General features: G+C 55.1%; 10 protein-coding genes. 3 read left to right on the top strand and 7 right to left on the bottom strand.

All coding sequences use genetic code 11. The features are described from left to right. The first annotated feature begins 49 nt into the window (after positions 1 to 49). A complete protein-coding gene (locus tag ACFY9W_RS26965) occupies positions 50 to 472 on the top strand; it encodes a VOC family protein (RefSeq protein WP_391137251.1) in 423 nt (140 codons plus the stop codon). A gap of 7 nt (positions 473 to 479) precedes the next feature. On the opposite strand, the gene ACFY9W_RS26960 is transcribed toward ACFY9W_RS26965, so the two are convergent. From ACFY9W_RS26960 to ACFY9W_RS26930, 7 genes are all read right to left on the bottom strand, one after another. After that, a complete protein-coding gene (locus tag ACFY9W_RS26960; RefSeq protein ID WP_391137303.1) occupies positions 480 to 1,385 on the bottom strand; it encodes a LysR substrate-binding domain-containing protein in 906 nt (301 codons plus the stop codon). Between the two features lie 269 nt (positions 1,386 to 1,654). Continuing rightward, entirely contained in the window at positions 1,655 to 1,948 is a 294-nt protein-coding gene (locus ACFY9W_RS26955) for a hypothetical protein (RefSeq protein ID WP_391137248.1), read from the bottom strand. A gap of 364 nt (positions 1,949 to 2,312) precedes the next feature. Continuing rightward, positions 2,313 to 3,773: an amino acid permease gene (locus ACFY9W_RS26950; RefSeq protein ID WP_391137245.1), complete on the bottom strand. Its 1,461-nt coding sequence runs from the start codon at positions 3,771 to 3,773 to the stop codon at positions 2,313 to 2,315. A gap of 484 nt (positions 3,774 to 4,257) precedes the next feature. Beyond that, positions 4,258 to 5,784, bottom strand: coding sequence for a FumA C-terminus/TtdB family hydratase beta subunit (locus ACFY9W_RS26945; protein ID WP_391137242.1), 1,527 nt, complete (start codon positions 5,782 to 5,784; stop codon positions 4,258 to 4,260). Positions 5,785 to 5,855: 71 nt separating this feature from the next. Continuing rightward, entirely contained in the window at positions 5,856 to 8,222 is a 2,367-nt protein-coding gene (ppsA, locus tag ACFY9W_RS26940; protein WP_391137239.1) for a phosphoenolpyruvate synthase, read from the bottom strand. 80 nt (positions 8,223 to 8,302) lie between these two features. Then, positions 8,303 to 9,130 carry an aldolase/citrate lyase family protein gene (locus ACFY9W_RS26935; RefSeq protein ID WP_391137236.1) on the bottom strand — a complete coding sequence of 276 codons (828 nt, stop codon included), beginning with the start codon at positions 9,128 to 9,130 and terminating at the stop codon, positions 8,303 to 8,305. Beyond that, positions 9,127 to 10,332 (bottom strand): CoA transferase, encoded by a 1,206-nt coding sequence (locus ACFY9W_RS26930; RefSeq protein WP_391137233.1) that lies wholly within the window; start codon positions 10,330 to 10,332, stop codon positions 9,127 to 9,129. Before ACFY9W_RS26930 ends, ACFY9W_RS26935 begins: the two co-directional genes overlap by 4 nt. Positions 10,333 to 10,555: 223 nt before the next feature. Between ACFY9W_RS26930 and ACFY9W_RS26925 the strand changes: the two genes are divergently transcribed. Continuing rightward, positions 10,556 to 11,461 carry a LysR substrate-binding domain-containing protein gene (locus tag ACFY9W_RS26925; RefSeq protein WP_391137230.1) on the top strand — a complete coding sequence of 302 codons (906 nt, stop codon included), beginning with the start codon at positions 10,556 to 10,558 and terminating at the stop codon, positions 11,459 to 11,461. Positions 11,462 to 11,870: 409 nt separating this feature from the next. After that, positions 11,871 to 12,602, top strand: coding sequence for a TorF family putative porin (locus tag ACFY9W_RS26920; protein ID WP_391137227.1), 732 nt, complete (start codon positions 11,871 to 11,873; stop codon positions 12,600 to 12,602). Positions 12,603 to 12,735: the final 133 nt, after the last annotated feature.

Here is a 12,735-nt window from a genome sequence, read left to right as displayed (position 1 = left end):
GCCCTCGCACCGAAGGTACGGGGGCGCTTTCTGCCTGAGGAGCAACCCAGTGTCTATTTTCAAAGTTCAACACATTGACCACGTTGTTCTGCGCGTTGAAGACATGGAGCGAAGTCTAGAATTCTACATAGAGGTATTGGGATGCTCGATCAAGAAGCGAAATGAAGAATACGAGATGATCCATCTCGCGGCGGGGAATTCGATGATTGATCTGGTAGATATCCATGGCCCACTCGGTGCGATGGGCGGCGGTGCGCCAGGAAAGGAGCGTCGCAACGTCGATCATTTCTGTCTTCGCGTCGAGCCCTTTGATGAGGATGCGATCCTTACTCACTTGGAGGGGCACGGCATCGCTGCCGATAACGCGGTAACTCGCTATGGAGCACAAGGTGTCGGCCCCTCGATCTACTGCTTCGATCCGGACGGGAATCAAATTGAGCTTAAAGGCCCGGCACAACCAGGAACAGCATGAGCCATAGTCAGGTGCTCTGACTGCAATCCAGGATCGCTTTTCGAAGCCATTGATTCGCGGGATCTGCCTCTTTACGCACGTGCCAGGCTTGCTGATATGACAGGACGGGGAGATCCAGAGGGGCCTCGAATGTTCGTAGTGTCGGATATCTGTCGAGCCCGCTCACAGCCCAACTCGCTACCGTCAAAATGAGATCTGTACCTGCTATCAGTTCGATTGCAGCGCTCCAGTGAGGAAGCGCAACGGCGATTCTTCGCCGGACACCCAGGTTGGCAAGAACTCTTTCGATCTCGTCATTAGCGTCAGGACGCAGGGCTAGCATCACATGAGGACGGTTTAGCCATTCCTCGAATGTGAGTTGTCCGCATTCTGGGAGCGCGCTTTTATCGGCGAGACTCACAAAGCGTTCTGGAAACAACTCTTGCACCTGGATGCCTTCGGGATACTCCGGAAAAATACCGAGGGCTACATCGAGTTCACCATCAGCCAGCTGCGCCATCATAGTCTCACGGCTCGCCTGGCTGACGGCCAGATCCACTCCCGGCGCTACGCTTCGGACATGACGCACCAAGCTTGGAAGTACACGTCGCGTGGCATAGTCCGACAGAGACAGCCGGAACCTCGCTTGCGATTTCCCTGGATCGAATTCTGAAGCTCCTAAGAGATCGTTGAGGTGCCTCAGGGCCTGCTCAAGCGGGGCCAACAAGCTTTGCGCTCTAGCGGTCAGTACCAACTGGCCATCGCGACGAATCAGCAGCTGGTCGTCGAAATGCGCCCGGAGCTGGGCCAGCGCATGACTGACGGCTGGCTGGCTCTTGTGCAGCCGAACCGACGCACGAGTCACATGTCGCTCCAGCAACAGGGCATGGAGGGTCAGTAGCAGATTGAGGTCGATTCTACGTAGCTCTTCCAGCATTTGGCTCGAATCTTTGCGTTGGGTCAAAGGAGCCTATCAAACGGTAGCGAACGATGACAGATCGTTGCTTCGTAGCTGGATAAAGCTTCCGCGTCGATGGGGTACCCCATTTTGCGTTGCTGCTAGCAGTACGCAATTTCCGCCTGGTTTGGTAGGTGTCTTTACCGGACGGTTACGCTGTACAGATTCCCCGAGCATATCGAGCGACACAGACTGAATGCTGGCTCAGACAGCAAGCACTCAGTCCAATGAGCCCTACGCAGGGGTTACGCTGCGATGGTGTGGCCGAGCTTGTCGGTCAGGAACTCGTAAAACTCCACGCGGGTGCGTGGGTTTTTAAGCTTTGCGCAGGCCTCGTCCAGGGCCTGAATGGCATCCTCGTGCGAGAACTTGTTCTTGTCGATCAGCGGCTTAAGCTTATGGGTGTAGATGTAGCTGAGCTCGTTGTAGTCCCCGCACTGGGCACACGACACCAGTTTTGCGTCCTGCTTGCCGCCCGGATTCTCATCCGTGTAGTCATACTTGTCGTTGATATCGCTGATGGTCTTCGCCTTGGCCATGTCTTTCGTTCCTGTGCCGGGCGATCTTGGGAAATCCTTATCGCTACCGGTCAATTAGACGTGGTGGCTGTTGGCCGGTATTCAAGTGGCAGAAACAATCGGTTACCACTGGATCGGCAAGGAAACGATATGGCCTTACATCGCCATGCTTCATCTATGGCGCTTCCGCCAAATCCTATCTGCACATTAATAAGCCGAACCCGTCATACCAGCCAGATGAAAAAACCACCACCCGTTAAGGGTGGTGGCTGAAGGTGCCTTAAGCCGTGAAAGCAGCACCTGTCGGATCAGTTGCATGGAGTTGACCTTGCTCCAGCACGCTAATCAAACTCTGACATCTGTCTCCGTCCTTGGCGCCGCCGCTTCACAGGTGATGCAGTGATGGGTCTGGGAGCTCCATGTGATATTTTGCATTGCGGATGTGGCCTCGAACCGAGAGCCAGACGACCAAGCCCAGGGCGCCAATGACAGACAGTGCAATGAACACTGCCCAACTGACGTACCACGCCTGCTCGCCAATGGCACGTGGCCAGACAATGTTGGCGATTTCCAACACGATCCAAGCGCATGCACCCAAGACGACTGGGATGGTGGCCCAGCCCAGGCGGAAGGGGCCGAATTTCCACTTCTTGCTGATCAGGTGCACGGCCAGGCCCAGTACCACGAACGCCATCGTGATGAAGAATCCTCCGCCCGCAGAAGAGATCAGGGTTGCGTAAACACGTTCGGACGAAGACAGCAACGTGACAAGGATGGAGAGCAGGCCGACGACGAGGATCGCTCGGTCAGGTGTTCCGTGTCTTGACGAGAGCTTCGAAAGGAAGCCAGAGCAAGGCAGTACCTTGTCGTTTGAAAAGGCCCAAATCACGCGCGATACGCTTGTCTGCGCCATCATCATCGAGGCGGCGAATCCAATGATCACCAGGACAAAGAACAGCTTCGCTACGTTATCTCCCAGTGCCGCTTGGATCGTGCCGGCGGCCGGATCAGCAATTGCACCGCTAATGATTGCACCGAAGTCAGGCGTGGCAAGAATCAGCGCAAGTGCAGAGTAGCTCACAACTACACCAATTCCGATGAGAGCTCCAATAATCGCTTTCGGGAGATTGCGCTCGGGATCCTCAATTTCCTCGGCCATGCTACATACAGACTCAAAGCCGGCCAAACCGAAGCCCATGAAACCAAGGGCCATGAGCAATCCATTGAAGAGATAGTTGTCGCCACCAGTGCCAGCGGTGGTGAAGATGACATCGAAGTCTTGCACTCGGTGCCAGATGAGCAGCACCGTGGCGAGTACAACGGAGCCAATGACTTCTGCTGCCAAACTCATTTTTCCCAGCAACTTTAGAGTCGTTGGGCCTACAAGGTTAAGTCCGGTCGCAATCGCTAAGATCCCAATGGCAATCATGACATTTTGAGTTGTGCTAAACGGGTCTATGCCTAAAGCCGCAGGGATGAAAGTTGCAATCGCATAGCCGTTTGATGCAAACACAATGATCAGTGTCCAGATGTAGAACCAACCGGTAATCCATCCATAGTTGTTGCCAGCGAGGCGGCGCGCCCATTGATAACTCCCGCCTTGGAGTGGCCATCTGGACACTAGGACGCCGAGAGAAAGGGCGATTAGCAGTTGGACGCCTAGACCAACAGGAAACACCCACCAACCTGCAGGGCCGGCCGCTTGGACGATGAGACCGAATATCGCATATAGCGCTACGATTGGTGAGATGTACACGAATGCCAGCGTGAGTGCATCCTGCATCTTGAACTGACGTTTGAGAGTCGGATGTGGACTCGAGGTGATTTCGCTGGTTGGATTACTCATGGACGAGACTACCCTTTTGTTATTGGAATGCTTGGATCGTACCCTCGCAGTTTTTCGCCCGCAAGCGCTTATAGCTCGTAATTAATACTATGATGTGCGGTTTTCTTCGTTGCTTAGAACAGCATTTCTAACTTGGCCGATTCGGCAATTATGTGGCCTTTCTAGCTATATAAGACTTACTAAATGCTCGGAGTTTCTGACTTTGAATTCGTGAGTTTTTGTTTTTGCTGTCAGGATTTTGAGTGGAGTTACTTGGGAGATAAAAAAGCCACCACCCGCGTGGGGGTGGTGGCTCCAAGGTGCTGAAAGCCGTCAGAACAGCACCTGTCCGATCAACAACAAGATTTGGCCTTGTGAGCCGCATTCCTGGCGCTGATCACACCCCGAGATACGTTGGACGTACAACGGGGCTGGACTCTGTAACCCTGAAGGGCTGGTCACCCGATCCGAAGTGGAACGGCATCGTGCCCTTCAAGGTGAGACCTTACTCAGCCTTGTTTTCTGCCCATACCACAGTGCTGATGGGGGCCCATTGCTGAGGCCCTGTGTCATGAACAGATTCGCCCAAGGCGTCGACAGCCACAGTGGTGGGCATGTCTTTGAGCTCAAATTCGTAGATAGCTTCCATTCCCAGGTCTTCGAACGCGACAACGCGTGACTTGGTGATGGCCTGGGATACCAGGTAAGCGGCGCCGCCCACAGCCATCAGGTATACCGAGCCATGCTCTTTGATCGCTTCGATGGCGATGGGGCCGCGTTCAGATTTGCCGATCATTCCAAGCAAGCCGGTTTCGGCCAACACACGCGGCGTGAATTTATCCATCCTGGTCGAGGTAGTAGGGCCGGCAGGGCCGACGACCTCATCTCGTACAGGGTCGACTGGCCCAACGTAGTAGATGAATCGACCTTTGAGATCGACTGGAAGAGATTCACCTTTGTCGAGCATCTCGACCATCCGCTTGTGTGCAGCATCACGTCCAGTCAGGAGCTTGCCGCTCAGCAAAATGGTCTCCCCTGGCTTCCAGGTGCGCACCTCTTCAGGCGTCACAGTGTCCAGGTTTACACGGCGTACACCTTCACCTGTTTCCCATGCAATGTCCGGATAGTGGTCGAGGCTCGGTGTCTCCAGAACAGCCGGGCCCGAGCCATTAAGCGTGAAGTGAACATGGCGAGTCGCCGCGCAGTTCGGGATGATGCAGATGGGCAACGACGCTGCGTGAGTCGGGTAATCCTTGATCTTCACATCGAGCACAGTGGTCAGCCCGCCGAGACCTTGTGCGCCAATACCCAGCTGGTTGACCTTGCGATACAGCTCGATTCGAAGCTCTTCAACTCGGTTGCTTGGGCCACGTTCGATCAGCTCATGGATGTCGATGGAGTCCATCAACGACTCTTTGGCCATGACCGCAGCCTTTTCTGCTGTACCACCGATGCCAATGCCCAGCATCCCAGGAGGGCACCAGCCCGCACCCATGGTCGGCACCACTTTCATCACCCAGTCCACGATGGAGTCGGATGGGTTCAGCATAACCATCTTGGCCTTGTTCTCAGACCCACCACCTTTGGCGGCGATATCAATCGACAGCTCTGTGCCTGGTACAACGGAGTAGTGAATGATTGCCGGCGTATTGTCCTTGGTGTTCGGTCGCTTACCAGCTGGGTCGGAAACGATGGATGCGCGCAGGACGTTATCGGGATTCGCATACGCCCGGCGAACGCCCTCATTGATCATGTCGTCCAGGCTCATCGTCGGGTCTTCCCAGCGAACACCCATGCCGATTTTCACGAAGACAGTCACGATGCCAGTGTCCTGGCAGAGAGGTCGATGTCCGGTTGCACACATCCTCGAGTTGATGAGGATCTGAGAAATAGCATCTCTCGCAGGTGGAGATTGCTCGCGCAGGTATGCCGCATGCATCGCCTGGATGAAGTCGCTGGGATGGTAGTAAGAGACGTACTGCAGAGCATCTGCAATGCTCTGGACGACGTCGTTCTGACTGATTGAACTCATAACCACTCCTGCTAAATCTTCAAATCCGCCGGCGACGACTGGCCGGCGGACATCCACTGCTGCGGAATCACTCAACGCTGAGAAGCGAGATACATCCAGGTGTCCATTACTGAGTCAGGGTTCAGCGAGACACTGCTGATACCTTGATCCATCAACCACTGTGCGAAGTCCGGATGGTCAGATGGCCCCTGGCCGCAGATACCGATGTACTTGCCGGCCTTGTTGCATGCAGCGATTGCTTGCGAGAGCAGCTTCTTCACTGCGGGGTTGCGCTCGTCAAACAGGTGGGCGATCAGGCCAGAGTCTCGGTCGAGACCCAGGGTGAGCTGAGTCAGATCATTCGAGCCGATGGAAAAACCGTCGAAGTGTTCCAAAAATTCCTCGGCCAGGAGGGCGTTCGAGGGGAGCTCGCACATCATGATGATTTTGAGCCCGTCCTTTCCTCGCTCGAGGCCATTGGTTGCGAGCAACTCGACAACCTTGCGGGCCTCGCTGAGGGTTCGTACGAACGGAACCATCACTTCGATGTTGGTAAGGCCCATCTCTTCACGAACGCGTTTGAGGGCTCGGCATTCAAGCTCGAAGCAGTCGCGGAACGAATCGCTGATGTAGCGAGAGGCTCCACGGAAGCCGAGCATCGGGTTTTCTTCCTCCGGCTCGAACAGCGATCCTCCGATCAGGTTGGCGTACTCGTTCGATTTGAAGTCCGAGAGGCGAACAATCACTTTCTTCGGGGAGAAGGCGGCAGCCAGAGTGCTGATGCCTTCTGCCAGCTTATCCACGTAGAAATCGACCGGAGATGCATAGCCTGCGATGCGCTTGGAGACAGTGGCTTGGATCTCCGGTTGGAGATTGTCGAAACCGAGAAGTGCCTTCGGGTGTACACCGATCATTCGGTTGATGATGAACTCCAGGCGCGCCAGGCCGATACCCTCATTGGGCAACTGAGCAAAGTCGAATGCGCGGTCGGGATTGCCGACGTTCATCATCACCTGGAAGGGCAGGGAAGGCATGTCATCCACTGCACTCTGGCTAACCTTGAACGGCAGTTCACCTTCGAAGATGAAGCCGGTGTCGCCTTCTGCGCAGGACACGGTCACAGCCTGGCCATCCTGCAGGCGGTGCGTTGCGTCGCCACATCCCACGACAGCTGGAATCCCAAGTTCACGAGCGATGATCGCGGCATGGCAGGTACGACCGCCACGGTTGGTGACGATAGCGCTTGCACGCTTCATCACCGGCTCCCAATCAGGATCGGTCATGTCGGAAACCAGCACATCACCTGGTTGTACCTTGTCCATTTCTGCGACGTTGTTGATCACGCGCACGCGGCCGGAACCAATCCGCTGACCAATCGCGCGGCCCTCTACCAGTACCGGGGCGCGCTTCTTCAGCAGGTATCGCTCGATGACGTTAACGTTCGCCCGGCTTTTCACAGTCTCAGGCCGAGCCTGGACGATGTACAGGCGACCATCATCACCATCTTTCGCCCACTCGATGTCCATGGGGCGACCATAGTGCTTCTCGATAAGCAGGGCCTGCTTCGCTAGTTCCGACACTTCGTCATCACTCAAGCTGAAGCGATCACGGTCATGTTGAGCCACCTCAACGGTTTTGACCGACCGACCGGCTTGAGCCAGGTCGCCGTAGACCATTTTGATTGCCTTGCTGCCGAGGTTGCGCCTAATGACCGCTGGGCGCCCAGCTTGGAGTGTTGGCTTGTGAACGTAGAACTCGTCAGGGTTCACCGCGCCTTGAACGACGGTTTCTCCCAGGCCATACGAGGAAGTGATAAACACGACATCGCGAAAGCCCGACTCGGTGTCGAGTGTGAACAGAACACCCGCTGCTCCCGTTTCGGAACGAACCATGCGCTGCACGCCAGCGGAGAGGGCGACGAGTTTGTGGTCGAAGCCTTGGTGTACACGATAGGCAATGGCGCGGTCGTTGAAGAGGGAGGCGAATACCTCTTTCGCGGCACGGATGACGTTGTCCACGCCACGGATGTTCAGGAAGGTTTCCTGCTGCCCGGCGAACGAAGCATCCGGGAGATCTTCAGCAGTGGCGGACGAGCGCACGGCGACAGAGATGTCAGGATTGCCTTCCGAGAGTTGAGCGAAGTGCTCACGAATTTCTTGATCAAGCTGAGCGGGGAATTCTGCTTCCATGACCCACTGACGGATCATTGCACCAGTGCGAGCGAGCTCAACAACATCATCGACATCCAGCTTATCCAGGGCCTCATGAATGCGATCATTCAGGCCGCTCTGCTCCAGGAAGTCGCGATATGCCTGGGCGGTGGTTGCAAAGCCACCTGGTACCGATATGCCAACCTCGGAAAGGTTGCTGATCATCTCGCCCAAGGATGCGTTCTTGCCGCCGACATGTTCGACGTCATCAAGACCTAGGCGTTGAAGGGATACTACGTAATCGGTCACAGGTGTAACTCCGGGCGCTTTCGGGCAGCTTGCCTAATAGGCAAGCCACGCGGGTTTGTACTTGTTTTCAGAGCGAGGGCTTACGCCCCGTAGAAGGCAACGATGCGTTCGGCTTCGGCAATCACTGGCGCATCAATCATCTTGCCGTCCAAGCGGAATGCGCCAGGCGCACCAGAAGCGGCTTCTACAACCCGCTTAGCCCAGCTGATTTCACTTTGGGATGGAGTGAAGACGTCATTGATGACCGCGACCTGGCTCGGATGGATAGCGAGCATGCCGGCGAAGCCGAGATCTCGAGCGTCGCTGGCAAACGTCGTCAGCCCTTCCGAATCGGCAATGTTGGGGAACACGGTATCCAACGGCTTTTCCAGCTCATGGAGGGTGCTGTTGACCAGCAATTGGTAACGCACTTGGTCGAACACCCGATAGGCAGCTGGGCTGGATGCGCGGACACCCAAGTCCAGAGCCAGGTCAAGCGCACCGAAGGTAAGACGCTGGACTGCCCAGACTTCAGCGATTTCGCTCAAGTTGGCCAAGCCGGCTGCGCTCTCGATCAACGGCCAAATAGGCTTTTTGCATTCAGCAGCGACGAGAACCTGTTGTGCGGTCTCAGCTTTGGGCAGCAGGACTGCTGCAATGCCTTGATGGCGACCGCAGAACTTGATGTCATCGATGTGCATGTGATGGTCAGCGGCGTTGACGCGAACCACCACAGAAGCATCCGGATTGTCATTCAAAAACGCAGCCAGGTTGTCACGAGCTTGTGCTTTCAGGTCTTCCTCAACAGCGTCCTCGAAGTCCACGATGACGACGTCGGCACCGCAGGCCAAAGCCTTCGCAAAACGCTCAGGGCGGCTTCCAGGAACGAAGAGGGCGCTGCGGATCAGGCGGTTTTTACGAGTGGTCACAGTGCACCTACTTCCTTCAGCTCGGCGATTTGGGGTTCGGAGTAGCCCAGTTCTTTCAGGATCGATTCGTTGTGCTGGCCAATCGATGGGATAGCATCCATTCGAGGTTGGTAAGCACGGTTCGCGCCTGGCGGAAGGAGCGCGGGCAGCTTGCCTTGTGGGGAGTCCACCTCGACCCAGCGCTCGCGGGCACGCAGTTGTGGGTGCTCCCAGACCTGATGCATGTTGTTGACCTGAGCGTTCGCAATTGGAGCCGCATCAAGACGAGCTACCACTTCCTTGGTGCCGAGCTCAGCGAACTTCTCGATGATGATTGCTCGCAGGGCTTCGCGGTTCGCGGAGCGTTTGGCATTGGTATCGAATCGTTCGTCCTGCAGCAGTTCTGGCTTCTGCAGCACTTTCTCGCAGAAAGACGCCCATTCACGTTCGTTCTGCAGACCCAACATCACAGTCTCGCCAGGAGCGGTTGGGAATGGGCCATACGGGTAGATCGTTGCGTGGGAAGCGCCGGCACGAGGTGGAGGGTTGGCACCGTCGTAGGAGTAGTAGAGTGGGAAGCCCATCCACTCGACGAGGCTCTCCAGCATGCTCACATCCACACGGCTACCTTTGCCAGTCTTGTTCCGCAGGTGCAGGGCAGACAGCACACCGGTGTAGGCGTACATGCCCGCAGCGATATCGGCAATCGAGCAACCTGCCTTGGCGATTTCCTCTTCGCCGGCGCCGCCTGTCACGGACAGGAACCCACCTTCGCTCTGAATCAGCAGGTCGTAGGCTTTCTTCTGCTCGTAAGGGCCGCCTTCGCCATAGCCGGAGATGTCACACACGATCAGCTGAGGGAAACGCTCATGCAGGGCTTCGAAGGACAGGCCCATTCGCGCTGCTGCACCTGGGGCGAGGTTTTGTACCAAGACATCAGCCTTGGCCAAAATGCTTTCAATGATGGCATCTGCCCCCGGCTTTTTGGCGTCGAGAGCCAGGCTCTCCTTCGAACGGTTTGTCCATACGAAGTGCGAGGACAGGCCGTTGGCACGGTTGTCATATGCCCGGGCGAAATCACCTACGTTTGGACGCTCAATCTTGATAACGCGAGCACCCAGGTCAGCAAGTTGGCGAGTGCAGAAGGGAGCTGCAATGGCATGCTCAAAGCTCACTACAGTGATGCCATCAAGCGGACGAGGAGAGGAGGTGAGGTCGGTCACGGGCGTACTCCGTAAAGCCACTGGCTTAACGACCTATGGATCTAGAATGATCGCCAGGACGTGAAGCATTGTTGTTAGAGGAGGTGGCCACCGCAGGGATTCGGTGATCGCCAACTGGTGTTAGAGCAAGCATGAACACAGACTGGCGTTCTGGGAATCGGTATTCTATTAAGTAGGCGTTCGGTGTAGCCTAACGCCATTCTTAATCAGTTGAGGCGTTTCCATGAACATCGACTTCAAAGATTTGGCGCTTTTCATCCAGATCGCGGAAGCGCCAAGCCTGACGCAGGGGGCCAAACGCTCCTTCATGTCTCCAGCGGCTGCAAGTGCTCGCATTAAGGCGCTTGAACTGGAGCTCAACACGCAGCTTCTCTATCGAGACAGTCGCGGAGTAGGATTAACTGAGGGTGGCCGGAGGCTTCTGACTCATGCCCGGCTCATCATGCGGCAGCTCGGCTATTTGAAGACTGAGTTCGATGAGTACGGCGCTGATGTTTCCGGACATATCAGGATCTTCGCCAACACAACGGCGGTGAGTGAGTTCCTGCCCCAAGTGTTGGCCGGTTATCTCGCGAGCTATCCGGGTGTCACGATTGACCTCCAGGAACGCCACTCTTCAGACATCGTCAGGGGTGTGCTTGATGGGTCTACAGACATGGGAATTACTGCAGGCCCCATCTCGGCAAAAGACCTCGAAATCATTCACTTCAGTACAGACCGCTTGGTGCTAGTGCTGCCAAAAGGTCATCCGCTTGAAGCAGTTGAGGCGATCAAGTTCGAGGAGCTGATTCGCTACCCCCAGATAGGCTTGCAGGAGGGAAGCACTCTCCATGAATTTCTGAGGGAGCAGGCCAGGCATGTAGGCCATAGCCTGACTTGGCGAATTCAGGTCTCCAGTTTTGAATCGGTATGCAGGATGGTTGAAGCCGATGTCGGCATCGGCGTGATCCCCGAGTCAGCAGCTCTTCGCCATCAACGCTTGATGAATATCTCAGTCAAGCAACTGGACGAGTCCTGGGCCATCAGGGAGCGGAGCATCGTGGTGCGGGAATACGAAGCCTTGCCGGGATGTGTTAAAGCGCTCATCAGTCTGATCAAGCCGATCAAACTGCCTGGCTACAGCGGTTAAGCCAGCTGTCACCATTGCACAGCCCAGGCTTGATGCATCAAAGGAGCGCTCCATCACCGATGGGGTCGCTCCCATGAGTATCCTCTGATGATCGCGTCACTCATGCCATCTTTCACCGTCAGCCTCAAAGGCTGATGGCCCTTGTGGTTAGTTTTTGGCCTTCTCAGCTATATCAATAAAAAAAAGCCTAGCGGAAAATTTCATCAAAGGGGATTTGCAACTTCTGCTGGAAGTGCATGAGCTAATAATAATAGGTGCCCTATGTCCATTAGACTGTATCGTCGCCTTCTTCGTCTGGTGTCCTACACCTATGTCCAATCCGAGTTTGCGGGTGGCCAAGTCTAGGTGTGTCTTAAGTTTTTCGAATGAATTGTTCGTATCTGCCATAAAAACAATATAGAGAATGGTCATGAAAAAAACGCTGTTGAGCCTCGTTGTGGGTGCTGGAATTGTTTATGGTGCACAGGCTCAAGCGGTAACGCTTAGCGAGAATTTCGAGCTGATAGGTTCTGTCGCGGTGCTATCTGAATACTCGATGCGCGGAATTTCGTACACCCAGCGCAAACCTGCAGTCCAGGCCACTGCTACTCTGGCACACTCCAGTGGGCTATATGCAGGCGTCTGGAGCTCCAACGTTGATATCAATGGCATTGATGCTCGTTACGAAGCCGATTATTTTGCTGGTTACACCCATCAGTTCTCCGACAAGGTAGGAATTGATGTGGGGTATATCCAGTATACTTTCCCGAAAGGTTCAATTCTGAATGCGACCGAGACATATGCGGTTTTGACTGCTTATGGATTTAAGCTCGGAAGCTATTACTCAGGCGATTACTTTGGTGATCAGACCTACATGTACAACTATATCGGCTATGGGATCAAAGACCTGCCCTATGGTATCGGCTTGGATGTTCGATACGGCATCGCCGATTACAAAGATCCCACCTTCTTCTCCTCTAGCGGCAGTGCTAAGGACTCCTACCGAGAGTGGGAAGTCAAGGTCAGCAAGAATTGGCTCACTCTGGATTGGTCGGCGAGTTATGTGGATACCAACCTATCGGAAACCGAATGCCTCCAGTTCCAGGGCGACAAAGAGTCCTGTTCTGCACGCTTAGTCGTTGGGGTGACCAAAAGCTTCTGACCCACCTGTTTTCTCACCTTTTAGCCAGGCTCGTGCCTGGCTTTTTTTTGGTTCTTCACGGAATCCCGGGAAAGACAGAAACAAGAACGCCGGTTTGATGGATGATGTTCGTGCGAGCAAACACATCAACAAA

It is taken from the genome of Pseudomonas sp. NPDC008258 (assembly GCF_042956345.1).
GTDB lineage: Bacteria > Pseudomonadota > Gammaproteobacteria > Pseudomonadales > Pseudomonadaceae > Aquipseudomonas.
This window is presented reverse-complemented; position numbering and strand designations above follow the sequence as displayed.